We start from the raw sequence: 25880 nt of genomic DNA, 5'->3' as shown, positions 1-25880 counted from the left end.
GCGCCCCCTCCTCGGGGCACCCCGCCCGGACGGGTGCGGGTGTGCCGGCCGTTAGGGTCGAGGCCGTGGTCTCCCCGGTTGCGGCACTGCTCGTCAGTCACGACGGCACCCGCTGGCTCCCCGCCGTGGTCGCGGGTCTGACCGCCCAGGACGTCCCGGTCGCCGAGGTCGTCGCCGTGGACACCGGCAGCAAGGACGACAGCGCCGACCTGCTCGAGCAGGCCTTCGGCGAGGTGGTCCGCGCGCCCGGCTCCACGTCCTTCCCCGCCGCCGTCGGCCTCGGTCTGGACCGGCTCCGTGACCGCGGGTCGGCTGCCGAGTGGATCTGGATCCTGCACGACGACGCGAACCCCGACCCCGGGGCGCTCGCGTCCCTGCTCGCGGCCGCCGAGGCCGACCCCACGGCCGACGTGCTCGGCCCCAAGCTGCGCGAGTGGCCCTCGCTGCGCCGGCTGCTGGAGCTCGGCGTGACGATCTCGGGCACCGGTCGCCGCGAGACCGGGCTGGAGCGCGGCGAGTACGACCAGGGCCAGCACGACGAGGTCCGCGAGGTGCTCGCGGTCAACACCGCCGGGATGCTGGTGCGTCGGTCGGTGCTCGAGGAGCTCGGCGGGTTCGACCCCCAGCTGCCGATCTTCGGCAACGACATCGACTTCGGCTGGCGGGCCGCGGCCGCCGGGCACCGCACCCTCGTCGTCCCGCAGGCGGTCGTCTTCCACGCCGAGGCCGCGCACCGCGGCGTCCGTCGTACGCCGCTGACCGGGCGGCACACGCACTACCAGGAGCGTCGCGCCGCGCTGTTCACGCTGCTGGCCAACCGGCGGACGCGGGCGCTGCCGTGGCTGGTCGTGCGCCTGTTCTTCGGCACCCTGCTGCGGATGGTCGGGTTCCTGCTCCTGCGCTCCGCGGGGGAGGCGCTCGACGACCTGGCGGCGCTGCTCAACCTCTACGCCCACCCCGGTGAGATCCGCGCCGCGCGCCGGGCCCGGCGCGAGCGGGCAGCCGGGGGTGGCGCGGCCCGCGACGCCGGGCAGGACGAACGCGTGCGGGGACTGCTCGCGCCCTGGTGGCTGCCGTACCGGCACGGCCTGGACTTCGTCGGCGACCTCGCCGCCGCGGCCACCAACCAGGCCCAGGACGTCGCCGAGCGGCGCCGGATCGCGGCCGCCGAGCACGCCCCGTCCAGCACCGTCGCCCGGCCGAGGTCGGAGGAGGACGAGCTCGTCGAGGACTCCGGGCTGGTGGCGCGGTTCCTCACCAACCCGGTGGCGCTGGTCCTCACGCTCTTCGTGCTGGTCGCCCTGGTCGGTGCCCGCGCGGCCCTCGACTCTCCTGCCGGGGGCGGGCTCTCGCCGGCGCCGGCGGGCGTGTCCGACTGGTGGCGGCTCCAGGTCGAGACCTGGCACCCGCTCGGCACGGGTACCGCTGTCCCCGCGCCGCCGTACGTGCTGCCTCTCGCGCTGCTCGCCACCCTGCTCGGCGGCAGCCCGGGCGCCGCCGTCTCCGCCGTGCTCCTGCTCGCCGTGCCGTTCGCGCTCTGGGGGGCCTGGCGCTTCCTGCGCGTCGTCGGCCGGCTCGCCACCCCCACGGGTGCGTCCCGCTGGGTGCTGCTCTGGGGAGCGACGACCTGGGCGCTGGTACCGGTCGCCACGGGTGCCTGGGGCGACGGCCGGCTCGGCGTCGTCGTGGTCGCGGCGCTGCTGCCCTGGCTCGCCCACGCCGCCCTCGGCTTCGCCGACCCGGACGCCGACCGGCGCTGGCGCGCCGCCTGGCGGACCGGCCTGCTGCTCGCGCTGGCGTCCGCGTTCGCGCCCGTGCTGTGGGTCTTCGCCGCCGGGCTCGGCCTGGTCGTGCTGGCGGCCGCCTTCGCGATCGTCCGCGGCGCCGGGCGGGACCGCTCGGTCTGGGGCCCGCCCGCGGTCGCCGTCGGCCTGGTGCCGCTGCTCCTCGGACCCTGGTGGATCCCGGCGATCCAGCGTGGGGCGGCTGCCGCGCTGCTGCTCGACGTCGGCCGGCTGCCGAGCCCCGCGGTCGAGGGCCGCGACCTCGGCCTCGGCCGGCTCGGCGACCTCGGCGCGCCGTGGTGGTTCGGCGTCGTGCTCGCCGCGCTCGCGGTGCTCGCCCTGGTGCCGCGCGCGACGCGGATCCCGGTGCTGGTCTGCTGGGTGGTCGCCGCCGTCGCGGCCGGCCTCGCCGCGGTGCTGGGCACCGTCTCGTTCGACCTCGCCGCGACGACCGTCGACGCCGGCCTCGGAGCCCTCGTGGTCGTGCTCCAGGGCGCGTTCGTCGTCGCCGCGGTGCTCGGCGCGGTCGGCGCCGCCGGCCACCTGAGGTCGTGGCGGCGCGCGGTCGCGGTGGTCGTGGCGGTCGCGGCCGCCGCCGTACCCCTCGGCTGCCTCGGCTGGTGGCTGGTCGGGCCGGACCCGGCCGTCGAGGAGGGCATCGAGACCGACATCCCGGTCTACATGGTGCAGAGCTCGGAGCAGGGACCCGAGCACGGGATCCTCGTGGTCCGCGGCAGCGTCGACGACGGCCTCACCTACTCCGTGCGTCGCGGCGACGGCGTGACGACCGGCGAGGACGAGGTCCTCGACCTGACCGCCGAGGACACCTCCTTCACCGCGACCGTCCGCGCGCTCGTGTCGCGACCCACGCCCGACGTGGTCGACGAGCTCGCTCGCTCCGGCATCGAGTACGTCGTCCTGCCCTCGCCCGCCGACGGCGACGTCGCCGCGGTCCTCGACGCCGCGGCCGGGCTGGTCCAGGCGAGCGCCGCCGACCGGACCACACGGGCGTGGGAGGTCAACCACCAGCTCGACGGCTCGAGCCTGGACGGCCCGACGTCGTGGCTGCGCGTCGTCCTGCTCGTGGTCCAGGGCGTCGCGATCGTCGTGGTGCTCGTGCTCTGCCTGCCCACGACGAACCGGAGGAGGTCGTCATGAGCCAGGACACCCCCACCCCCACCCCCGGCCGCCGCTCCTCGCGCAGCCGCCGCCGGGTCGACGTGACCACGGTGCTGGCGGTGGCGCTGCCGGTGCTGGTGGCGCTCGCGCTCGTCCTGGTGCGGCCGGGGGACACCCCCGACACCACGAGCCCACCGACCCTCACGGCGCTGACGCGCTCCACCGTCGTCTGCCCCGCCGCGGCGGAGGGCGCGCCGGAGGTCGCGCTGACGTCGGCCGGTGAGGACGTCAGGGGAACGGTCCACGTCGGCCTCGGTGACGACAAGTCCGACGCGCGGATCGCGACCGGCGAGGTGACCACGGTCGACGCCGGCTCCGGGCCGGTGGTGGTGGCCGCCGAGGACGAGACCGCACCCGGCCTGGTGGCGGCCCGCTTCGGCGCCGACGCTCCCGCCGTCGCGTCCTGCCTCGCGCCCCAGCCGGAGGCGTGGTTCACCGGCGTGGGGGCGGGCGCCGGCCACACCTCGGTGCTCGAGCTGACCAACCCGGACTCGGGCACCGCCGTCGCCGACGTGCTCGTGCTCGGCCGGCACGGCCTGGTCGACGCCCCGCGGCTGCGCGGCATCTCCGTCCCGGGCGGCAGCAGCGTCCAGGTCGACCTCGCTGCTGAGGTCCCGCGACGCGACGAGCTGTCCCTCCAGGTGATCGCGGCCCGGGGGCGGATCGGGGCGACGGTGCTCGACCGTCTCGCCCCGCTGGGCCGCGGTGCCGCCACCGAGGACTGGCTGCCGGCCCAGTCCGAGCCGGCGACGTCCGACCTGCTGATGGGGTTGGCGCCCGGCAAGGAGACCCGCCGCGTCCTCACCGTCTCCAACGGCGGCCAGGACGAGGTGCGTGCGTCGGTGCAGATCGTCACCGACCGCTCGGTGTTCACGCCGAAGGACGCGCCCGACCTGCGGATCCCGCCGCAGAGCACCGCCAAGCTCAACCTCTCGGGGCTGCTGGCCGACCTGGTCGCCGACGGCGACGCGACCGGGTTGCTCGTCACGGCGACGGCCCCGGTCACCGCGTCGCTCCGCTCCGTCGCCGACGGGGACCTCTCTCACGCCGTGGCCGACCCGGGCGTGCAGGGTGCCGCGACCGTGCTGCTGCCCGGCGGCACCTCGGCCACCAAGACCGTGCTGCTCGGGGGGGCCGACCGGGCGGGCTCGGTCCAGGTGGTCTCGCGGTCGGCGACCGGTGAGACCCTCGCGACCGACACCGTCGACGTCGCTCCTGACCGCGGGGCGTCGCTGCGCATCCCCGCCGCCTCCGTGCTGGTGACCGTGACCCCGGCGCGCACCGGGGTCGCCGGCTCGGTGCTCCTCAGCGGCGACGCCGGCGCTGCCGTCGTACCGCTGACGGTGCCGGCGCTCAACGGCCTCGTGCCGGCGGTCGAGCCCGGGCTGCCGTAGCGGGTCCGGGCCGGCTGACGTCTGGTTGCGGTCGCCTCCCGGGGGTTGCGACCGACAGGCAGCAACGACGGATACGGCGGGCTTGGGGTTGCGGCTGTCTCCCGGGTCACGGTCGCTGGCACCGGTGGTCGAGCAGCGAGCGCCAGCGAGCGTCGTCGAGACCCCAGAAGATGCGCAGGGCGGTGACTGCCGGCATCTCGCCGTCCGCTCGGGTTACGACCGACAGGCAGCAACGACGGGTACGGCGGGCGCCGGGTCACGGTCGCCTCCCGGCTCACGGTCGCGTTCGCCGGTGGTCGAGCAGCGAGCGCCAGCGAGCGTCGTCGAGACCCCGGAAGGCAAGGCAGGGCGGTGGCCCAAGCTGTCTCGAAATCTTTACCAAAGACGTTCCCGGATCCCTGTGGATACAGGGGATTCTCGCCTCTGACTGTCGGTGGCGAGTGCTTGAGTAGACCCATGAGCAGCACCGCCGCCGAGCTCGGCACCGACACCAGCGGGCTCGCCGCTGCGGTGTCTGCCGAGTCGGTGCTGACCGCTGCGGCCGCGACCCGGGAGGCGATCGCCGACCTCGAGGTCCAGCAGCTGATCCAGGCCACCGACTGGGTGGTCCTGCACCCCGGCGAGGAGGTGGACACCTCGATCGAGTTCGGGATGCGGGACCTCCAGATCGCCGGCGACGGCGCCCCCACCGTCGACGAGGCCGCGGTGGCGGAGTTCGCGCTCGCGGTCGGGAGGACCACCGACGCCGGCCGCCTGTTCCTCGGCGACGCGGTCGAGCTGCGGCACCGGTTGCCGCGGCTCTGGGCTCGCCTGGTCAGCGGTGAGGTGGCGGTGTGGAAGGCGAGGAAGGTCGCACAGGCCACCACGTCGCTGCCGGCGGATGCTGCAGCGGTGGTGGACCAGCGGTTGGCGTGGTGTGCGCACCGGTGCTCGTTCGCGGAGATCGAGCGGCAGGTCGAGAAGGCCCGCGCCGAGCACGACCCCGACGCCGCCGAGGAACGCCGGGTCGCGGCGCTGGAACGGCGCCGGTTCGACATCGACCTCGACCACGCCACCCCCGAGGGACTGGTCCACGTGGAGGGCGAGCTCGACCTGGCGGACGCGGTCGCCCTGGAGGAGCAGATCCGGGCGAAGGCCGCGACCCTGGACCTCGACTTGCCGTTGGACGTGCGCAGGTCGATGGCCGCCGGGCTCCTCGGCACGACGGACGGTGAAGGCTCCCGCGAGGTCGTGGTCTACGCCCACGTCCGTCCCGGCCAGGCGACCGTCGACGTCGACAACACGAGGTCCTCGATCACCCCCGAGCACCTCAAGGACTGGTGCCAGGCCGCCGGCACCAAGGTCACCGTGCGGCCCGTCATCGACCTGGCCGCCGAGCTGTCCACCGGCTGCTACGAGCCCACCGAGCTCATGAAGGAGCAGATCCAGCTCCGGGACCGGCAGTGCTGCTTCCCCGGCTGCACCCGCCCCGCCCGGGCCTGCGACGCCGAGCACCAGGTGCCCTGGCCCGAGGGCCCCACCGCGTCCTCGAACCTGGCGCCCGCGTGCCGGACCCACCACCGCCTCAAGACCCACGCCGGCTGGGACTACCAGCGGGTCGCCGGGGTCGGGTTCGTGTGGACCACCCCGATGGGCCGCACCTACGTCAGCCCGTTCGTCACCGAACCACCGCTCGAGCCGGCCGCGCGACATACCCGCTGACCCGGACCCCGCCGGCCACGGCCGACGGGGTCACACCCATGCCTGGACGGCAGGAGATGGGAGGCCTCAGTCGCCGTCGGCCGGGCCACCCTCGTACCGCGGGTCCACCTGGTCGGCCTCGATGCCGAGCAGCTCGGCGACCTGCTCGACGACGATGGTGAGGACCATCGCCTCGAGGTCCTCGCGGGTCTCGCAACGGTGCTCGATCGGCCGGCGGAACAGCACCAGCCGGGTCGGCTGGGTGCCGGTCCCGCGCACGAGCGAGGACAGCGGGACCGTCGCCGAGCTCCAGTCGTCGGGGATCTGGGGGGTGTCCTCGACGGCGTACTCCACCAGGCCGAGCTGGTCCTGCCAGCGCGCGTCGATCTCGGTCACGATGCCGAGCGCCAGGTCGTCGAAGCGTTCCCGGGCGGTCCGCAGCTCGGGTCGGCCCGGGACCCGGGGGACCACGGCCGGTCCGCGCATCCCGCGTCCGCGCCGGTCCCGCACCTGCCGCTTCCGATCCACGCCGCGAGCCTAATCGGGACCGACCCGAGCGGGGGGTACCGTCTGCGCCGTGAGTCCGACCCGCCGCTGTTCGCGCACCGCCTGCGGTCGGCCTGCGGTCGCGACGCTCACCTACGTCTACGCGGACCAGACGGCGGTGCTCGGCCCGCTCGCGACCTACGCCGAGCCGCACGCCTACGACCTGTGCGAGGCGCACAGCGAGCGGCTCAGCGCACCGCGCGGCTGGGAGGTGCTCCGGCTGGCTCCCGACCCGGCCGCCCACGGCCCCTCCAGCGACGACCTGCTCGCCCTCGCCGACGCCGTCCGCGAGGCCGGCCGACCGGCGCCGCCGCCCCGGGTCGCCCCCGCGGAGGAGACCGGCCGCGAGACCGCGCGCCGCGGGCACCTCCGGGTCCTCACCTCCGACTGACCACCACCAGCGGGTCCGCTGCGCGTCCTCGCTAGGCTCCGGGCATGCCCGACACCCTCGACCCGCAGAACGTCCGCGCGGTCTTCAAGGCGTACGACGTCCGCGGGGTCGTCCCCGACCAGGTCGACGAGTCGCTGGCGCGTGCCACGGGTGCCGCGTTCGTCCGGGTGACGGGCGCGGAGACGGTCGTGGTCGGCCACGACATGCGCCCCAGCTCGCCGGGAATGGCGGGGGCCTTCGCCGAGGGCGCGAGCGCCGAGGGCGCCGACGTGGTGATGATCGGCCTCGCGTCGACCGACCAGCTCTACTTCGCCTCCGGCCACCTCGGGCACCCGGGCGCGATGTTCACCGCGAGCCACAACCCGGCGCAGTACAACGGCATCAAGATGTGCCGCAGCCACGCCCAGCCGGTCGGCATGGAGACCGGCCTCGCCGAGATCCGCGACCTGGTCGCCGGCGGCATGGAGCCGTCGTCGCGGACCCCCGGCACCATCACCGAGCACGACGTCCTCGAGGACTACGCCGCCTACCTGCTCCAGCTGGCGCCGGTGCGGGGGCGGCACCTGAAGGTGGTCGCCGACGCCGGCAACGGGATGGCCGGGCACACCGCGCCGGCGGTGTTCGGACGGCTCGCCTCGGAGGTCGAGCTGGTGCCGATGTACTTCGAGCTCGACGGCACCTTCCCGAACCACGAGGCCAACCCGATCGAGCCCGAGAACCTGCGCGACCTCCAGGCGCGCGTGGTCGCCGAGGGCGCCGACATCGGTCTGGCCTTCGACGGCGACGCCGACCGCTGCTTCCTCGTCGACGAGGACGGGCGGCTGGTGAGCCCCTCCACCCTGACCGCCCTCATCGCCGCGCGTGAGCTGGCCAAGGAGCCCGGCTCCACCGTGATCCACAACCTGATCACCAGCCGGAGCGTGCCCGAGATCGTCACCGAGCTCGGCGGCACCCCCGTCCGCACCCGGGTCGGCCACTCCTACATCAAGGCGACGATGGCCGAGACCGGCGCCGTCTTCGGGGGCGAGCACAGCGGGCACTTCTACTTCCGCGACTTCTGGCGGGCCGACTCCGGCATGCTCGCCGCGCTGCACGCCCTCGCCGCGCTCGCGGAGACCGAGCAGCCGCTGTCGCAGCTGCTGGCCGAGTTCGAGCGCTACGTCCTCTCCGGCGAGATCAACAGCGAGGTGGCCGACCCGGCCGCCGTCATCGACGCCCTCGAGACCGAGTTCGCCGACCGGGAGGGCGTCACCACCGACCGGCTCGACGGCCTCACCGTGAGCCACGCAGACTGGACCTTCAACGTCCGCCCGTCCAACACCGAGCCGCTGCTCCGCCTCAACGCCGAGGGCCGCGACACGGAGACCATGGAGCGGGTCCGTGACGACGTGCTCGCCCGGATCAGGAGTGACCGATGAACCTCGACCCCGCGCTGCTGGCGATCATCGTCTGCCCGGCCTGCCGCTCCGACCTCGCCGTCCAGGAGGAGGAGCTGGTGTGCACCTCGTGCGGCCTGGCCTACCCCGTCCGCGACGACATCCCGGTGCTGCTGGTCGACGAGGCCCGCAAGCCGGCCTGAGCGGCGACCACCATGGCCACCTGGTTCGACGAGTCGCGGCTCGACGACGGCGCCGTCCTCGAGGTCCGTGACGTCCGCCTGCGGGCGCTGGCGGAGACCGGGGCCCGGGTACGCCGTGCGGCCGGCGACGCCGCCGAGGCGACCGCCGAGGCGGTGGAGCGGGCGGCGGAGCTCGCGCGGCCCCGTGCCGTCGTCGCGGCCGGCCCCGACTCCCGGCTGCTCCGTGCGGTGCTGGAGCCGTGGTGCCCGGTGCCGTTCGTGGCGTGGCCCGGACCGGCGCTGCCGGGCTGGGCCGGCAGCCTCGACCTGGTGGTGGTGCTGGCGCCCGACGGCGTCGACACCGGGACCGCGTCCGCGGTGGCCGAGGCGGTGCGCCGCGGCTGCCAGGTGGTGGTCGCGTGCCCGCCGGGCTCCCTCGTGGCCGAGCACGCGGCCGGGCGGTGGAGCACCATCCTGCCGTCCTCGAGCTGCGACCAGCTCGCGACCGCGGTCATCGTGCTGGACTACCTCCACCGGGTCTCCCTCGGCCCCGAGGCCGACGCCGAGCAGGTCGCCGACGCCCTCGACCAGGTCGCGATCGCCTGCTCCCCGCACCGCGACCTCGCGGTCAACCCGGCCAAGATGCTGGCCATCGCACTGGCCGACGCCAACCCGCTGGTCTGGGGCGGCTCGGTGCTCGCAGCCCGCGCGGGGCGCCGGGTGGCGGAGTCGATCCGCCGCGCCAGCGGACAGACCGCCCTCGCCGCGGACGCCGAGCACCTGCTCCCGGTGATCGAGGCGACCCGGCAGCGCGACGTCTTCGACGACCCGTTCGCCGACGACGTGGGGGAGCGCCGCCCGATGCTGCTGGTCCTCGACGACGGCGCCGAGGACCCGGTGGTCCGGGAGCACCGCGGCCGCCTCCAGGCGGCGGCCAGCGCGCGCGGCGTCCGCGTCGAGACGGTCACCACCGACGCCCCCACCGAGATCGCCCGCTACGCCTCGCTGCTGCTCACCGGCACCTACGCCGCGGAGTACCTCCGGATCGGTCTCGTCGAGGACTGAACCGGCTCCGGACCGGGTAGACGGCAGGCGTGCCTGCGACCGCTCGTGACCCGCTGCTCGACAACGCCAAGATGGCGCTGGTCCTGCTCGTCGTCCTCGGGCACTCGTGGACGCTGCTGCCCCACAGCGACGTCACCGACCATCTCTACGACTTCCTCTACGCCTGGCACGTGCCGGCCTTCGTGTTCGTCACCGGCTACCTCTCGCGGGGCTTCGTCTACTCGCGGGCCCGGCTCTGGACCCTGGTCCGCACGGTCGTCGTGCCCTACCTGCTCTTCGAGACGGCGCTCGCGCTGTTCCGGATCTACGTGGGCGGGGAGACGCTCGAGGACCTCTTCCAGGACCCGCACTGGCCGATGTGGTACCTCTCCGCCCTGTTCTTCTGGCGGCTGCTGACCCCGGTCTTCCGGCCGCTGCCGGCGGGCCTCGTCGTCGCCGTCGCGGTCAGCATCGTCGCCGGGATGTACGCCGGTGACACCCTCGACATCGCCCGCGTCCTCGGGCTCCTGCCGTTCTTCGTGATGGGCCTCAAGGCCACGCCGGAGCGCCTCGAGCTGCTGCGCCGCCGGCCGGCGCAGCTGGCCGCCGTCGTGGTGTTCGTCGGGATCTGGGTGCTCACGACGTGGACCGACTCGTGGGCCAGCACCGAGTGGCTCTACTACCGCTCGCGCTACGACGAGATGGGCTACGCCGACGACCTGCAGGCGCTGCTCACCCGGGCGCTGGTGCTGGCGATCGGCACCTTGGGCGCGTGGGCGTTCTTCGCGCTCGTGCCGCGCGTGCACGGCTGGTTCACGCGGATGGGCGCCTTCACCCTCGTCGTCTACCTGTTCCACGGCTTCGCCGTGAAGGGCGCGGAGTACGCCGGGTTCCCGGGCTGGGCCGAGGACCACCAGGTGATCGCGTTCGGCGTGACCACCCTGGCCGCGGGCTGCCTGGCACTGCTCCTGGCCTGGCCGCCGCTGGCGACCCGGCTCCAGGACCTCGTCGACCCGCTCGGGTACGCCGAGCGCCACGTCCGGCACGCGGTCGACCTCACCGCCGCGAAGGACCAGGTCCAGCCCGAGGTCCAGGCCGGGCTCGAGTCCGCCGCCGCCGGGGGCCCGACCGTCCCCCGATAGTCTGCCGCCATGGCTGGTGGGCTCTTCGCGCTTCTCGACGACGTCGCGGTGCTCGCCAAGATGGCGGCCGCGTCGATCGACGACGTCGGGGCCGCCGCCGGCCGGGCGACCGCGAAGGCCGCGGGCGTCGTGGTCGACGACACCGCCGTGACGCCCCAGTACGTCCACGGCGTCACCGCCGACCGCGAGCTGCCGATGATCCGCAAGATCGCGGTCGGCTCGGTGCGCAACAAGCTGCTGATCATCCTCCCGGCCGCGCTGCTGCTGAGCCAGTTCCTGCCCGGTCTGCTGACCCCGATCCTGATGCTCGGCGGGTCCTACCTCTGCTTCGAGGGCGCGGAGAAGGTGTGGGGGCGGGTCAGCGGCCACGACCACCACGACCACCCGGTCGCCGAGGACGGGCCGGACGCCGAGCGCTCGATGGTCTCCGGCGCGATCCGCACCGACCTGATCCTCTCCGCCGAGATCATGGTGATCGCGCTGAACGAGGTGGCCGACGAGCCGTTCGTCAGCCGGCTGCTGATCCTCCTGGTCGTCGCGCTCGTCATCACCGCGGCCGTGTACGGCGTGGTGGCCCTGATCGTGAAGCTCGACGACATCGGCCTCACGCTGGCGCAGCGCTCCTCGTCGTTCTCGCAGCGGGTCGGCCGCGGGCTGGTGACCGGCACCCCGCGGCTGCTGTCGGTCATCTCCGTGGTCGGCGTCGCCGCGATGCTCTGGGTCGGCGGCCACATCGTCCTCAACGGCCTCGACGAGCTCGGCTGGCACCCGCCGTACGACCTCGTGCACCACCTCGAGGAGGCGGTCCACCACGGCGTCGCGGGCTGGCTGGTCAACACCGGGATGTCGCTGGTCTTCGGCCTCCTCCTCGGTGGCGTGCTCGTGCTGGTGTGGAACGGCGTCGGCCGGGTGCGTCGAGGATTTTCAGGAACGTCCTAGGCCGTCCTACGCTCGGTGCTCAGCAGCTTCCGCACCCCGGACCAGGAGCACACACATGGACTTCAAGGTCGCCGACCTCTCCCTGGCCGACTTCGGCCGCACCGAGATCGAGCTCGCCGAGCACGAGATGCCCGGGCTGATGGCGATGCGCGAGCGTTACGGGTCGGAGAAGCCGCTCGCCGGCGCTCGGATCGCGGGCTCGCTGCACATGACCATCCAGACCGCCGTCCTCATCGAGACGCTGGTCGACCTCGGCGCCGAGGTCCGCTGGGCGTCGTGCAACATCTTCTCGACCCAGGACCACGCCGCGGCCGCCGTCGCCGTCGGCCGCACCGGCACCCCCGAGGACCCCCAGGGCGTCCCGGTCTTCGCCTGGAAGGGCGAGAGCCTGGAGGAGTACTGGTGGTGCACCCGCCAGATCCTCGACTGGTCGACCGAGTCCGACCCGAGCCGCCAGCCGAACATGATCCTGGACGACGGTGGCGACGCCACCATGCTGGTCCACCTCGGCGTCCAGGCCGAGAAGAACGGCTTCGCCCCCGACCCGGCCACCGCGGCGAGCCACGAGCAGAAGGTCGTCTTCGACGTGCTCAACGAGCAGCTCGCGGCTGACGCGGCGTACTGGACGCCGAAGGCGAACGCCATCCAGGGCGTCACCGAGGAGACCACGACCGGCGTGCACCGTCTCTACGAGATGATGCGCGAGGGCTCGCTGCTCTTCCCGGCGATCAACGTCAACGACTCGGTCACGAAGTCGAAGTTCGACAACAAGTACGGCTGTCGCCACTCGCTCATCGACGGCATCAACCGCGCCACCGACGTCCTCATCGGCGGCAAGGTCGCGGTCGTGTGCGGGTACGGCGACGTCGGCAAGGGCTGCGCCGAGTCGCTGCGCGGTCAGGGTGCCCGCGTCATCGTCACCGAGATCGACCCGATCTGCGCGCTGCAGGCGGCGATGGACGGCTACCAGGTCTCGCCGCTCGACGACGTCCTCGACGTCGCCGACATCATCATCACCGCCACCGGCAACCGCGACGTCGTCACGGTCGAGCAGATGACGAAGATGAAGCACCAGGCGATCGTCGGCAACATCGGCCACTTCGACAACGAGATCGACATGGCCGGCCTGGAGTCCTACGCGGGCGTCGAGCGCAAGACCGTCAAGCCGCAGGTGGACAAGTGGACCTTCCCCGACGGGAAGGCGATCATCGTCCTCTCCGAGGGTCGGCTCATGAACCTCGGCAACGCGACCGGCCACCCGTCGTTCGTCATGTCGAACTCCTTCACCAACCAGGTCCTCGCGCAGGTGGAGCTCTTCACCAAGCCCGAGGACTACCCGGTCGGCGTCTACGTGCTGCCCAAGCACCTCGACGAGGAGGTCGCGCGCCTGCACCTCGACGCGCTCGGCGTGAAGCTGACGACGCTGACCGACTCGCAGGCGTCGTACCTCGGCATCGACAAGGCCGGCCCCTACAAGCCGGACCAGTACCGCTACTGATCCTCCCCGACACCGGGTCTGCGAGGGCTGGGAGACAGGCACACCTGTTTCTCAGCCCTCGCAGGTTGGGCTCAGGTATCTAAGGCACTATGGGGCGCATGAGCGAAGCCGTCGGCGCCCCGTCGGGCCCTCCGAGCGAGCAGGCCAGCAAGGGCCGGATCCTGGTCGTCGACGACGACGCCTCGCTCGCCGAGATGCTGACGATCGTGCTGCGCCAGGAGGGCTTCGAGAGCCGGATGGTGACCCGCGGTGACGAGGCGATCGAGGCGTTCCGCGACTACCGGCCGGACCTCGTGCTGCTGGACCTGATGCTGCCGGGCAAGGACGGCATCGACGTGTGCAAGGAGATCCGGGCGGAGTCCGGGGTCCCGATCGTCATGCTGACCGCGAAGGGCGACACCGTCGACGTCGTCGTCGGCCTCGAGTCCGGGGCCGACGACTACGTCGTCAAGCCGTTCAAGCCCAAGGAGCTGGTCGCCCGGATCCGGGCCCGGGTTCGCCGGTTCGACGCCCCGAGCCCCGAGACGCTGACCATCGGCGACCTCAGCATCGACGTCGCCGGGCACGGGGTCTACCGCAACGGCGCGCCGGTGAGCCTGACGCCGCTCGAGTTCGACCTGCTGGTCTGCCTGGCCCGCAAGCCGTGGCAGGTCTTCACCCGTGAGGTGCTGCTCGAGCAGGTGTGGGGCTACCGCCACGCCGCCGACACCCGCCTGGTCAACGTGCACGTCCAGCGGCTCCGGTCGAAGGTCGAGCACGACCCGGAGAACCCCGAGATCGTGGTCACGGTCCGAGGCGTGGGGTACAAGGCCGGGACGTCGTAGGCAGCCCCGGCCATGCTCCACCTCCACACCCCGGCCGGCTCGCGCAGGCTCCCGGAGTCGCTGCGCCGGGGGCTGACCTTCTGGCGGCGGTCGATCCAGGCGCGGGTCGTGGCGAGCACGGTGCTGCTCTCCGCGGCCGTCATCAGCGTCGTCGGGTGGTTCCTCCTCCAGCAGACCCGCGACGGCCTGCTCGACCACCGGGTCGACGCCGTGGTCGCCGAGGCGAACGACGAGACGACCGGAGCCCGCGAGCTGCTGGCGAGCTCGGTGGACACCGGCAACGACGCCGTCCAGCAGCAGCAGAGCCTGGCCGGCATCATCATCTCCCGCGGCGAGACCCGGGGCTTCTCGGTGGTGCTCGTCGGCCCGGCCCTGCCCGGCGGCCGGATCTCGGACGGCGGCGCGAACTTCACCCAGGGCCTGGACACCTCGAGCGTGCCGGCGTCGCTCGAGCAGCACTTCGACACCTCCTCGAGCACGGCGTGGACCTACACCACGATCCGCAGCACCGCTGACGGCAAGGTCACCGAGACACCGGGGATCGTCGTCGGGTCGCAGGTGCTGCTGCCCGCTGACGGCCAGGCGTACACGCTCTACTACCTGTTCCCGCTCGACGAGCAGGAGGAGACGCTGGCCCTGGTCACCCGGGCGCTGCTGGCGGCCGCGGTGCTTCTCCTGGTCCTCGTCGCCGGCATGACCTGGCTGGTGACCCGCCAGGTCGTCACGCCGATCCGGATGGCCCGCCAGGTCGCCGAGCGGCTCGCGGCCGGCCAGCTGCAGGAGCGGCTGAAGGTCTCGGGCGAGGACGACCTGGCCCGGCTCGCCACCTCGTTCAACCAGATGGCGAGCAACCTGCAGCGCCAGATCCGGCAGCTCGAGGAGCTCAGCCGGGTCCAGCGCCGCTTCGTCTCCGACGTGTCCCACGAGCTGCGCACCCCGCTGACGACGGTGCGGATGGCCGGGGACGTGCTGCACGACGCGCGGGCCGACTTCGACCCGGCCACCGCCCGGGCCGCCGAGCTCCTCCAGACCGAGCTCGACCGGTTCGAGACGCTGCTCGCGGACCTGCTGGAGATCAGCCGCTTCGACGCGGGCGCGGCGGTCCTCGAGCTCGACGACGTCGACCTCGTCGACGTCGCGCACCGGATCGTCGACGCGACGCGGCCGCTGGCCCAGCAGCGCGGGGTGCAGGTCGTGGTCGACGCGGCCGACCACCCCTGCCTGGCGCAGGCCGACGTGCGGCGCGTCGAGCGGATCGTGCGCAACCTGGTCACCAACGCGATCGACCACGCCGCCGTCGACCGTCCGGACGCCATCGTCGTCCACGTCGCCGGCGACGACCACGCGGCCGCGATCGCGGTCCGCGACCACGGCGTCGGGCTGGCGCCGGGGGAGGCGTCGATGGTGTTCAACCGGTTCTGGCGCGCCGACCCGGCGCGGGCCCGCACCAGCGGCGGCACCGGCCTGGGCCTGTCGATCGCGCTCGAGGACACCCACCTGCACGGCGGCTGGCTGCAGGCCTGGGGCCGCCCCCGCGAGGGCGCCCAGTTCCGGCTCACCCTGCCCCGCCGGGCCGGCGGGGTGCTGCGGCACAGCCCGCTCCCGCTGGTGCCGAACGACGTCACGGAGCCGGTCTCGTGAGGCGGCTGGTGAGCGGGCTCGTCGGGCTGGCGCTCGCGCTCGGCCTGGCCGGGTGCGCGGGCATCCCGACCAGCGGCCCCGTCAACGAGACGACGTCGGGCAGCCTCACGCCCTCCGACCAGGGCCCTCCGAACTTCGACCCGCTGCCGCCGCAGGAGGGCGCCTCGCGCTCGGAGATCGTGCGCGGCTTCATGAGCGCGATGCAGGCGAACCCGGTGCAGACCCGCACCGCGAAGGGCTTCCTCTCCGCTGACGCCGCGGAGACCTGGAACCCCCAGCGCGAGACCATCACCTACTCGACCCCGCCCACGCCGCGCGACGACGGCAGCGCCGTTGCGGTCCGCCTCATCGGCGCCAACCGGCTCGACGCGCGCGGTGGGTGGCGGGGCCCGCTGCCGCCGTCCCAGCAGGCGATCACCTTCCCGATGGTGCGCGAGGACGGCGAGTGGCGCATCGACCAGGCACCGGACGCGCTGATCGTCCCGGAGGACTGGTTCGCGAACCTGTACCGCCAGGTGTCGATCTACTTCTTCGACCCGACCGCCCAGATCCTCGTCCCCGAGCCGGTCTTCGTGCCCCGCGGCGAGCAGCTGGCCACCACGCTGACCCAGGCGCTGCTGCTGGGCCCCGGCCCCGGGCTCGAGCACGTCACCCAGACCTTCGTCCCGCCGGGCCTGTCGGTCGCGGTCGGCGTGACCGTCTCCGACGACGGCGTCGCGGACGTGCTGCTCGACGGCGACGCCGGCCAGCTGTCCGCGAAGACCGTGGAGCTGATGATGGCGCAGCTCGCGTGGACGCTGCGCCAGGAGCCGCAGGTCCAGAGCGTCCGCGTCTCGATCGACGGCCAGCCGGTGCCGCTGCCCGGCGGGGTCGGCTCCTACCGGATCGACGGCGGTGCGGAGTACGACCCGGCCGGGTTCCAGGCCAGCCCGCTGCTCTACGGGCTGAGCCGCGGCCGGGTGGTGTCGGGCACCGCCGCCGGTCTCGGACCGGTCGACGGGCCGCTCGGGGACACCTTCCACGACCTGCGCTCGGTCGGGGTGAGCCTCGACGCCGGCAGCGCTGCCGGCGTGAGCAGCAGCGGGACGTCGGTCCTGCTCGGCCGGGTCGGCACCGACGACACCCAGGTCCGGACCGTCGCGCGCGGTGCCGACTTCCTGCGCCCGGCCTGGGACTTCTCCGACCGGATGTGGCTCGTCGACCGGACGGCGCGCGGTGCGCAGGTCTACTACGCCGACGACCACGGCACCGGGGCGCTGACGGCGCTGCGGGTGCCGGGGATCACCGGGGCCACCGTGCGGATGTTCCTGGTCTCCCGGGACGGCACCCGCCTGCTCGCCGTGCTGCGCCGTGGGGGCTCCGACGCCCTGGTCGTCAGCCGGATCGAGCACGCGGCCAGCGGCAGGGTCGTCGGCGCGGTCGCCGCCGAGCGGGTCGACCTCGGCGACGACGTCGACCTGCCGATCCGGGACATCGCGTGGCGCAGCAGCGCCAGCATCGCGGTGCTGAACCCGCTCACCCCCTCGCTGTCGGAGGTCGCCCCCGCGTCCGTGGACGGGGCGCCGATGAACCCCGACATCGCGGGCACCGCTGTCGACGGGCAGGTCCTGTCGCTGGCCGGCTCCCCGGTGCCCGAGGAGGACGTCTACGGCGTGACCCGCACCGGCCTGATCAACGTCACCAGGGGCGACCGGCGCGTGACGCTGTTCGACCGGCGGACGACGGCCGTCGTGTACGTCGGCTGACGGGTCCGGTCGCCGTCCACAGCCGGCCGACGCCGGGTTGATCCGTCCGTCCGGTGCTGCTGGCATCGCCAGGTGAGTCGGGAACTGCTGGACGCGGCGCTCGACCTGCTGCTCGGGGGCTGCTGCGCCGCCTGCGGGGCGGCGGGCCGGGCGCTGTGCGAGCCGTGCGCCGCCGGGCTGCCGACGCGCCCGCGGCTCTCCTGGCCGACCCCCGCGCCGGCCGGCCTCGCGACCCCGTGGGCGGCCGGCGAGTACGCCGACCCGGTCCGGGCGCTGGTGCTCGCGCACAAGGAGCACCGGGTGCTCGCGCTGCGCCGGCCGCTGTCCGTGCTGCTGGCGCTGGCGGTCGCCGCCGGGCTGCCCTCCGGCGCCCCGCCGACGGAGGCCCTCGTCCTCGTGCCGGTCCCGTCGCGGCCCTCGTCGGTGCGCGCTCGCGGCCACGACCCGACGGCCTCGCTCACCCGCGGCGCGGCGCGGCTGCTGCGGACGCAGGGGTACGACGCGCTCGCCGTACCCCTGCTGCGGACGCGGCCCGGGCTGCTGGACCAGGCCGGGCTCGGGGCCGAGGCGCGGGCCGCCAACCTGGACGGCTCGCTGCGCTGTCCGGCAGCCGGCCTGCGCCGGCTGTCCCGACGCCGGGAGCGGGTCCGGGTCGTGGTGTGCGACGACGTGATCACGACCGGGGCGACGGCCCGGGAGGCCCAGCGCGCGCTCGAGTCGGTGGGGCTCGCGGTGACCGCGGTGGCCGCCGTCGCAGCCACCCGGCGGATCGGAGGACCCCGGCCCCTTTCGTCCTCACCACGGACGGACTAACGTCTTTGCATGGAGTCCGTCCGGGTCCGTGGTTGCGTCGTCCAGACGCCCGGGTCCTCCCGGACGAGAGGTCGGCAAGCCGATGCCAGTCGCAGGCGAAACGGTCCACGTAACCACGGCCTGCTCGCGCAGGTCGTGGGATCACGGTGCGGCTTAGTGGTAAGTCCTGCCCCGATGCCGTCGCCAGATGCGACGGCTGCCGGGAGAAGGTCAGTAGTGGCAGAGAAGCTGCGAGAGCCTCAGCAGGCGGTTGTGGGGTCGAAGACCAGGTCGGCCGGACGGACTCCTCTGGCTGCTCCGAGGAGCAGATGAGTCGCGAAACCAACTGTTGCAACGGGAGGTTCACATGGAAGTTGTGGTCACCGGACGTCACTGCGAACTGTCGGACAGGTTCCGCAGTCACGTGGAGGAGAAGCTGTCGAGGTTGGAGAAGCACGACCACCGCATCATCCGCGTGAACGTGGAGGTGGAGTGTGAACGCAACCCGCGGCAGGCGGACCGCGCCGTCCGGCTCCAGCTGACGGCGCTCTCCAAGGGACCGGTGATCCGCGCCGAGGCGTGTGCAGCCGACAAGATGGGTGCGCTCGACCTCGCCATCGACAAGATGGCCGCCCAGATGCGCCGCGCCGCCGACCGGCGCCGGGTGCACCGGGGCCGGCACACGCCGGTGTCCGTGGGGCAGGCACTCGCCGGCACGGCGGGTGTCGAGGAGGAGGAGGTGACCACCACCGACCGGGTGGTCGGTCCGATCGACGTGACCGGTGACGGTCCGCTCGTCGTGCGCGAGAAGACGCACCCCGCGGACCCGATGACGCTGGACCAGGCGCTCTACGAGATGGAGCTCGTGGGCCACGACTTCTACCTGTTCGTGGACAAGGAGAACGAGCGGCCCTCGGTGGTCTACCGCCGTCGCGGCTACGACTACGGCGTGATCTCGCTCGACCTCGGCGAGGACGCCTGAGCGTCCGAGCCCACGTCGTTCGACCCTGCGGGGTGGGCCCGATCGGGCCACCCCGTTGTCGTCCGTACCGTCCGGAAGGGCTCCGCGCGTCACCCGAACGTGTCATGATGCCCCCGTGGCCGAGCAGACGACCGATGCCGAGCACGAGCCCATCCGTGTGCTCGTGGTCGACGACCAGGAGCTGTTCCGCCGCGGTCTGACCATGCTGCTGGCGGTCGAGCCGGGCATCGAGGTGGTCGGCGAGGCGGGCGATGGCGTCGAGGGCACCTCCCTCGCGGCGACCGCCGCGCCGGACGTCGTGCTCCTCGACATCCGGATGCCCAAGCGCTCCGGGATCGAGGCGTGCCTGGCGATCAAGGACGCCGTCCCGACCACCAAGATCATCATGCTCACCGTCTCCGACGAGGAGGCCGACCTCTACGAGGCCGTGAAGAGCGGCGCGTCGGGCTACCTCCTCAAGGACTCCTCGATCGAGGAGGTCGCGCAGGCGGTGCGGGTCGTCGCCGACGGCCAGTCGCTGATCAGCCCGTCCATGGCGGTCAAGCTGATCGACGAGTTCAAGCAGATGTCGCGCCCCGAGCGCGACCACGTCCCCGGCCTCCGGCTCACCGAGCGCGAGCTCGAGGTGCTCCGGCTGGTCGCCAAGGGCATGAACAACCGTGAGATCGCCAAGGAGCTCTACATCAGCGAGAACACGGTCAAGAACCACGTGCGCAACATCCTGGAGAAGCTCCAGCTGCACTCGCGCATGGAGGCCGTCATGTACGCCGTCCGCGAGAAGCTGCTCGAGCTGCCGTAGCCGGCCCGTCCTTCGGCGGTCGCCCCGGATGCGGTGGGTTCGAGGCTCGCTGCGCTCGCACCTCCACCACCGTCGGCGCCGTCTGGTTGAGTTCCCCCGTGCCCGACCGACTGTCCCTGCCGCAGGCCCGCCGGGTCGCGCTCGCCGCCCAGGGCTTCCTCGACCGTCCGCACGCCGCGCCGACGATGCGCACGCTGCAGCGCACGCTGGAGCGCACCGGCGTGCTCCAGGTCGACTCGGTGAACGTGCTCCAGCGCGCGCACTACATGCCGCTCTACTCCCGGATGGGCCCGTACGACGTGGAGCTGCTGCGGCGCGCCGCGGAGAAGCGGCCGCGGCGGATCGTCGAGTACTGGGCCCACGTGCAGGCGTTCATGCCCGTCGAGCTCTGGCCGGTGATGCAGCACCGGATGGCGTCGTACCGGGCGAAGCGCGGCAAGTGGGGGTTCGTCGCCGACGACCACGACCTCGAGCGCAACCTGCTCGCCGAGATCCGGGACCGCGGTGCCGCGACGGCGCGCGACCTCGATGACGGGCTGCCCCGCGCGAAGGAGCACTGGGGCTGGAACTGGTCCGAGACCCGCAAGACCCTCGACTTCCTCTACATGACGGGCGAGGTGGCGATCGCGGGCCGCAACACCCAGTTCGAGATCCGCTACGACCTGCCCGAACGGGTCGTCCCCGCCGAGGTCCTGGCCCGCCCGACGCCGACCCTCGCGGAGGCCAACCGTGAGCTGGTGCGCCGCGCGGCCCGCTCGCACGGCGTGGCGACCGTCCAGGACCTGCGCGACTACTACCGGATGCCGGTCGCCGACACCGCGGCCGCCGTCGCCGAGCTGGTCGAGGAGGGCGAGCTGGTCCCGGTCACCGTGGACGGCTGGAGGCGCCCGGCCTACCTCCACGCCGACGCCCGGCTGCCGCGCCGGGTCGACGGGCGGGCGCTGCTCAGCCCCTTCGACCCGGTCGTGTGGGAGCGGGCGCGCACCGAGGCGCTGTTCGACTTCCACTACCGGATCGAGATCTACGTCCCGGCCGAGAAGCGGGTGCACGGCTACTACGTGCTGCCGTTCCTGCTCCGCGACGCGATCGTGGCCCGCGTCGACCTCAAGGCCGACCGCCAGTTCGACGCCGGCGCCGGTCGGCTGGTGGTCCGGGCCGCGTACGCCGAGCCGGGTGCGCCCGAGGACACCGCCGAGGAGCTCGCGGCCGAGCTGCGCCGGCTCGCGGGCTGGCTGGGGCTCGCCTCGGTCACGGTCGAGCCGCGCGGCGACCTGGCTCCGCTGCTCCGTCCCTGACCAGCTCCTCGAGCGCGGTCGCGCCGTCGCGGACCGCGTCCGTGGCCCGGACGGCGGCGCCGAGCCGGGCGGCGGCCGCCCGGTGCGGACCGTCGGCCAGCAGGCTCGCGAGCGCCCCGTGCAGCTCGGCGACCGACGCCTTCCGTGACACGCTCCGACCGGCGCCCGCGGCCTCGATGCTCCGCGCGACGACGCGGTGGTCGGCCTTGGCGTCCAGCGGCACGACCAGCAGCGGGACGTCGTGGGCGAGCCCGGCCATCGTCGAGCCGTGGCCACCGTGGGTCACGAGCACGCTCGCGGTCGGCAGCACCTCGGCGTGCGGGAACCAGCTGCGCACCTCGACGCCGGGCCGGGTGGGCACGGTCGCGGGGTCGACGGTCGGCCCGGTGGAGACGAGCACCCGCGCGTCGAGCCCCTCGGTGGCGGCGACGAGTCGTCCGAGGACGTCGGCCATGCCCGGGTAGCCGAACGTGCTCAGCCCGACGACCACGGTCGGCTCGCCGTCCTGGCGCGGCGACCAGCGGACGACCGGGCCGACCTGGCGGTGCTGCGCCGCCGGGACCGGGTCGAGGTCGGGCAGCGTGAGGAGCAGCCGCAGGGCAGCGGCGTCCAGCGCCTGACGTGGCGCGAACCGGCGCAGCCGGAGGCTGAGGCCCATCGGCCCGCCGAGGATCCCGGAGCGGTACGCCGCGTCGTACATGTGCTCGAGCACGGCGTACCGCAGCCCGGCCCGCCGCGCGGCGTCGAGCGCCCCGAACAGGAACTCGTCCACCACGACCAGGTCGGTGGGCTCGGCGGCCACCGCGTCCAGCAGGTCGCGGCCCGTGCCCCGGTCGCCGAAGACGCGGATCATCGTCAGCGGCGTGTAGTCGTGCGCGGAGTCGAACCGCCGGGCGTGCCGGGTGGCGACGGCGTCGAGGCCGTCGGCGGCGAGGGCCGACTGCTGCGAGGGGTGCCCGAGGAAGCGCACGGTGTGGCCGCGGCGGACCAGCTCGTGGGCGAGCGCGGCGGCCGGCGGCACGTTGCCGCCGCCGTCCCAGGTGACGAAGAGGAAGTGGGCCATGGCGTGCTCCGATCAGGGTCCGATCAGGGGGCGTGCGGGAGGAGCGCGCGGACCAGCTGCCGCATGCGCGCCTCGGTGCGGACGCGGCTGAGGCCGCGGTCGCGCCGCAGCAGCTTCCACGTGTAGACGTCGGTGGCGACCACGAGCAGGTCGACCAGGGCGTCGGCGCCCTCGACGTCGTCGGGCAGGTGCGGCGCGAACGTCTCCGCCACCCACGTGCGGTGGAGGGTGCGACCGTCGGCCGTCACCTGGCGGATGGTCTCGTCGCCGTGCTCCTGGGCGAGCATGAGCACCACCCCGTCGCCGCGGTTTTCGTAGTGGTCGACGACCACCGAGACGGCGGCGTCGAGGTCGCCGACCGGGGTGCGGCGCTCGTCGCGGACGGCCGCGAGGGCGTGCGCCCGGGCGGCCTCGAGCAGGCCAGCCCGGCTCTCGAAGCGGCGCAGCACCGTCTGCACGCTGACACCGGCCGCGGTCGCGACGTCGTCGAGCGAGATCTCGGGGATCAGCTTGGTGTCGGCGAGGGCGACCGCGGCGTCGAGGATCCGCACGCGGGTGCGCTCGGCGGCCTCGGCCCGGGTCGTCATGGTGTAGCGGCGCGTCGTTTTCATGGCAACCACAGTTGACACGAATGTGAAGATTCGTGTCAACCATCATTGACGCGAATGACTGGACCGGTCCCCGCCGGTCGCCGCGGTTAGGGCGCGCTTCGCGCGCTCGGTAGAGTGGCGCCGCCACCAATTCCAGGGAGTCCGACTCACGTGCCTGCCATTCTCGACAAGATCCTCCGCATCGGCGAGGGCAAGACCCTGCGCCAGCTCGAGGCCATCGCGAAGGCGGTCAACGCCATCGAGGACGACTTCGTCGCGATGAGCGACACCGAGCTCCAGGGCATGACCGCCGAGTTCCGCGAGCGCCTCGCGGGTGGCGAGTCCATCGACGACCTCATGCCCGAGGCGTTCGCGACCGTCCGCGAGGCCGCCAAGCGCGTCATCGGCCAGCGGCACTTCGACGTCCAGGTCATGGGCGGCGCCGCCCTGCACCTCGGCAACATCGCCGAGATGAAGACCGGTGAGGGCAAGACCCTGGTCTCCACCCTGCCGGCGTACCTCAACGCCCTCGAGGGCAAGGGCGTCCACGTCGTCACCGTCAACGACTACCTGGCCAAGTTCCAGTCCGAGATGATGGGCCGCATCCACCACTTCCTCGGGCTCACCGTCGGCGTGATCCTCCCCGAGATGCGCCCCGACGAGCGTCGTGTGGCCTACAACTGCGACATCACCTACGGCACCAACAACGAGCTCGGCTTCGACTACCTGCGCGACAACATGGCCGGCTCCATCGAGGAGTGCGTCCAGCGCGGCCACCACTTCGCGATCGTCGACGAGGTCGACTCGATCCTCATCGACGAGGCGCGCACCCCGCTGATCATCAGCGGTCCGACCCAGGACGAGGTCAAGTGGTACGACGAGTTCGCGCGGGTGGCCCGCAAGCTCGAGCGTGACGTCGACTACGAGGTCGACGAGAAGAAGCGCACGATCTCGGTCCTCGAGCCCGGCATCACCAAGGTGGAGGACCACCTCGGGATCGACAACCTCTACGACTCGGTCAACACGCCGCTGATCTCGTTCATGCACAACTCGATCAAGGCCAAGGAGCTGTTCCACCACGACAAGGAGTACGTCGTGATGAACGGCGAGGTCCTGATCGTGGACGAGCACACCGGCCGGATGCTCGCCGGGCGCCGCTACAACGACGGCCTCCACCAGGCGATCGAGGCCAAGGAGGGCGTCGAGGTCCGCGAGGAGTACCAGACCCTCGCCACCATCACGCTCCAGAACTACTTCCGCATGTACGACAAGCTCTCGGGCATGACCGGCACGGCCATGACCGAGGCCTCGGAGTTCGACAAGATCTACAGCCTCGGCGTCGTCCAGATCCCGACCAACAAGCCGATGGCCCGCATCGACCAGCCCGACCTCGTCTACCGCACCGAGGAGGCCAAGTACGACGCGGTCGTGCAGGACATCGCCGAGCGCAACGAGAAGGGCCAGCCGGTGCTGGTCGGCACGGTCTCGGTCGAGAAGTCCGAGCACCTGGCCGAGAAGCTGAAGAAGCGCGGCATCCCGCACACCGTGCTGAACGCGAAGATGCACGCCGACGAGGCGAAGATCGTCGCGCTCGCTGGCCACAAGGGCGCGGTCACGGTCGCCACCAACATGGCCGGCCGAGGCACCGACATCATGCTCGGTGGGTCGGTCGAGTTCCTCGCCGACCTCGAGCTGCGCAAGAAGGGGATCGAGCCCGCCGGCGAGACCGCCGAGCAGTACGAGGCCGAGTGGCCGACGACGCTCGAGCGGATCAAGGCGCAGGTCGGCCACGAGCACGACGAGGTCCGCGAGCTCGGCGGCCTCTACGTCGTCGGCACCGAGCGGCACGAGTCGCGACGGATCGACAACCAGCTGCGCGGTCGCTCCGGACGCCAGGGCGACCCGGGTGAGTCCCGGTTCTACCTGTCGCTGCAGGACGAGCTGATGCGGCTGTTCAAGTCCGACTGGGTCGACCGGGTGCTCCAGGTGCTGAAGATCCCCGACGACGTCCCGATCGAGAACAAGCGGGTCACCAGCGCGATCGCGAACGCGCAGGGCCAGGTCGAGTCCCAGAACTTCGAGTCCCGCAAGAACGTCCTCAAGTACGACGACGTCATGGACCGCCAGCGCAAGGTGATCTACGCCGAGCGTCGGGAGGTGCTCGAGGGCAAGGACCTGCAGGACCAGATCCACGGTTTCATCGACGACACCATCCGCGGCTACGTCCTCGGTGCCACCGAGGACTTCCCCGAGCAGTGGGACCTCGACGCCCTGTGGACCGCGCTGCGTCAGATCTATCCCGTCAGCCTGGAGTGGAAGCAGCTCGAGAAGGAGGCCGGCAGTCGCGCGGACCTGGATCGCGACGAGCTCGTCGAGACCCTGCAGCGCGACGCCCAGGAGGCCTACCAGCGCCGCGAGGCCGAGGTCGGCGAGGTCGTGATGCGCGAGCTCGAGCGGCGCGTCGTCCTCTCGGTCCTCGACCGCAAGTGGCGCGAGCACCTCTACGAGATGGACTACCTGCGCGAGGGCATCTACCTGCGCGCGTACTCCCAGCGTGACCCGCTGGTCGAGTACCAGCGCGAGGGCTTCGACATGTTCACCGCGATGATGGACGGCATCAAGGAGGAGTCGGTCGGCTTCCTGTTCAACCTCGACGTCCAGGTCGAGGTCGAGGAGGAGGACGTCGAGGAGGCGGAGGAGGTCGAGGCCTTCGAGCCGATGCGACAGGCCGTCCCCGCCGGCGACCAGCCGCGCGAGGCGCCGCAGATCCGGGCCAAGGGTCTCGACCGCCCGAACCAGCCGCAGAACCTGTCCTACTCCGCGCCCAGCGAGGACGGCGCGGCGGAGGTGCGCGCCAGCAGCGCCACCTCGGCCGACGACGAGTTCGCCGGCGTCGGTCGCAACGACCGGTGCCCGTGCGGCTCGGGCAAGAAGTTCAAGCAGTGCCACGGCCGCCCCGGCGGCCCGACCGGGCTGACCGCCCGGGTCAGCTGA

21 protein-coding genes are annotated in these 25880 nt (G+C 72.9%); 18 read left to right on the top strand and 3 right to left on the bottom strand.

The window, feature by feature from the left end; all coding sequences use genetic code 11:
- The first annotated feature begins 65 nt into the window (after window positions 1-65).
- The 3 genes from ACILQ5_RS01140 (at window position 66) to ACILQ5_RS01130 (ending at window position 6058) form a co-directional block, all read left to right on the top strand.
- Window positions 66-2942, top strand: a complete 2877-nt coding sequence (locus ACILQ5_RS01140; protein ID WP_395656123.1) for a glycosyltransferase family 2 protein — start codon at window positions 66-68, stop codon at window positions 2940-2942.
- Window positions 2939-4357 carry a DUF5719 family protein gene (locus tag ACILQ5_RS01135; protein ID WP_395656122.1) on the top strand — a complete coding sequence of 473 codons (1419 nt, stop codon included), beginning with the start codon at window positions 2939-2941 and terminating at the stop codon, window positions 4355-4357. Before ACILQ5_RS01140 ends, ACILQ5_RS01135 begins: the two co-directional genes overlap by 4 nt.
- Before the next feature lie 456 nt (window positions 4358-4813).
- Window positions 4814-6058 carry an HNH endonuclease gene (locus tag ACILQ5_RS01130; protein WP_395656121.1) on the top strand — a complete coding sequence of 415 codons (1245 nt, stop codon included), beginning with the start codon at window positions 4814-4816 and terminating at the stop codon, window positions 6056-6058.
- Window positions 6059-6124: 66 nt separating this feature from the next.
- On the opposite strand, the gene ACILQ5_RS01125 is transcribed toward ACILQ5_RS01130, so the two are convergent.
- Window positions 6125-6565 (bottom strand): metallopeptidase family protein, encoded by a 441-nt coding sequence (locus ACILQ5_RS01125; RefSeq protein WP_395656120.1) that lies wholly within the window; start codon window positions 6563-6565, stop codon window positions 6125-6127.
- Window positions 6566-6614: 49 nt separating this feature from the next.
- On the opposite strand from ACILQ5_RS01125, the gene ACILQ5_RS01120 reads away from it, so the two are divergent.
- The 14 genes from ACILQ5_RS01120 (at window position 6615) to ACILQ5_RS01055 (ending at window position 21233) form a co-directional block, all read left to right on the top strand.
- The gene (locus ACILQ5_RS01120; RefSeq protein WP_395656119.1) at window positions 6615-6974 is read left to right on the top strand and encodes a DUF3499 domain-containing protein; all 360 of its coding nucleotides are present in this window, start codon (window positions 6615-6617) and stop codon (window positions 6972-6974) included.
- A 44-nt stretch (window positions 6975-7018) separates the two neighbouring features.
- A complete protein-coding gene (locus ACILQ5_RS01115) occupies window positions 7019-8392 on the top strand; it encodes a phosphomannomutase/phosphoglucomutase (RefSeq protein ID WP_395656118.1) in 1374 nt (457 codons plus the stop codon).
- Window positions 8389-8553: a Trm112 family protein gene (locus ACILQ5_RS01110; protein ID WP_395656117.1), complete on the top strand. Its 165-nt coding sequence runs from the start codon at window positions 8389-8391 to the stop codon at window positions 8551-8553. The genes ACILQ5_RS01115 and ACILQ5_RS01110 overlap by 4 nt, the downstream gene beginning before the upstream one ends.
- A 12-nt stretch (window positions 8554-8565) precedes the next feature.
- Window positions 8566-9597 (top strand): SIS domain-containing protein, encoded by a 1032-nt coding sequence (locus tag ACILQ5_RS01105; RefSeq protein ID WP_395656116.1) that lies wholly within the window; start codon window positions 8566-8568, stop codon window positions 9595-9597.
- A gap of 29 nt (window positions 9598-9626) precedes the next feature.
- Window positions 9627-10718 (top strand): acyltransferase family protein, encoded by a 1092-nt coding sequence (locus ACILQ5_RS01100; protein ID WP_395656115.1) that lies wholly within the window; start codon window positions 9627-9629, stop codon window positions 10716-10718.
- A 9-nt stretch (window positions 10719-10727) separates the two neighbouring features.
- Window positions 10728-11657 (top strand): DUF808 domain-containing protein, encoded by a 930-nt coding sequence (locus ACILQ5_RS01095; RefSeq protein WP_395656114.1) that lies wholly within the window; start codon window positions 10728-10730, stop codon window positions 11655-11657.
- A gap of 55 nt (window positions 11658-11712) precedes the next feature.
- Window positions 11713-13155 carry an adenosylhomocysteinase gene (gene ahcY / locus ACILQ5_RS01090; RefSeq protein ID WP_395656113.1) on the top strand — a complete coding sequence of 481 codons (1443 nt, stop codon included), beginning with the start codon at window positions 11713-11715 and terminating at the stop codon, window positions 13153-13155.
- Between the two features lie 98 nt (window positions 13156-13253).
- Window positions 13254-13979, top strand: a complete 726-nt coding sequence (gene mtrA / locus ACILQ5_RS01085) for an MtrAB system response regulator MtrA (protein WP_395656112.1) — start codon at window positions 13254-13256, stop codon at window positions 13977-13979.
- Between the two features lie 12 nt (window positions 13980-13991).
- Window positions 13992-15620 carry an MtrAB system histidine kinase MtrB gene (gene mtrB, locus ACILQ5_RS01080; RefSeq protein WP_395656111.1) on the top strand — a complete coding sequence of 543 codons (1629 nt, stop codon included), beginning with the start codon at window positions 13992-13994 and terminating at the stop codon, window positions 15618-15620.
- Window positions 15621-15628: 8 nt separating this feature from the next.
- Window positions 15629-17365, top strand: coding sequence for an LpqB family beta-propeller domain-containing protein (locus ACILQ5_RS01075; protein ID WP_395656110.1), 1737 nt, complete (start codon window positions 15629-15631; stop codon window positions 17363-17365).
- 72 nt (window positions 17366-17437) lie between these two features.
- A complete protein-coding gene (locus tag ACILQ5_RS01070) occupies window positions 17438-18178 on the top strand; it encodes a ComF family protein (RefSeq protein ID WP_395656109.1) in 741 nt (246 codons plus the stop codon).
- Between the two features lie 346 nt (window positions 18179-18524).
- Entirely contained in the window at window positions 18525-19139 is a 615-nt protein-coding gene (gene hpf / locus ACILQ5_RS01065; RefSeq protein WP_395656108.1) for a ribosome hibernation-promoting factor, HPF/YfiA family, read from the top strand.
- Window positions 19140-19254: 115 nt separating this feature from the next.
- Window positions 19255-19938, top strand: coding sequence for a response regulator (locus ACILQ5_RS01060; RefSeq protein ID WP_395656107.1), 684 nt, complete (start codon window positions 19255-19257; stop codon window positions 19936-19938).
- Window positions 19939-20036: 98 nt separating this feature from the next.
- Entirely contained in the window at window positions 20037-21233 is a 1197-nt protein-coding gene (locus ACILQ5_RS01055; RefSeq protein ID WP_395656106.1) for a winged helix-turn-helix domain-containing protein, read from the top strand.
- On the opposite strand, the gene ACILQ5_RS01050 is transcribed toward ACILQ5_RS01055, so the two are convergent.
- Window positions 21187-22296 carry a glycosyltransferase gene (locus ACILQ5_RS01050; RefSeq protein WP_395656105.1) on the bottom strand — a complete coding sequence of 370 codons (1110 nt, stop codon included), beginning with the start codon at window positions 22294-22296 and terminating at the stop codon, window positions 21187-21189. The two genes, ACILQ5_RS01055 and ACILQ5_RS01050, sit on opposite strands and share 47 nt — an antisense overlap.
- Window positions 22297-22319: 23 nt before the next feature.
- Complete coding sequence (locus ACILQ5_RS01045; protein WP_395656104.1) at window positions 22320-22907, bottom strand: TetR/AcrR family transcriptional regulator; 588 nt, start codon at window positions 22905-22907, stop codon at window positions 22320-22322.
- A 150-nt stretch (window positions 22908-23057) separates the two neighbouring features.
- Between ACILQ5_RS01045 and secA the strand changes: the two genes are divergently transcribed.
- Entirely contained in the window at window positions 23058-25880 is a 2823-nt protein-coding gene (secA, locus tag ACILQ5_RS01040; RefSeq protein ID WP_395656103.1) for a preprotein translocase subunit SecA, read from the top strand.

This window comes from Nocardioides sp. (assembly GCF_044226305.1).
In the GTDB taxonomy this organism is placed as follows: Bacteria; Actinomycetota; Actinomycetes; order Propionibacteriales; family Nocardioidaceae; genus Nocardioides.
This window is presented reverse-complemented; position numbering and strand designations above follow the sequence as displayed.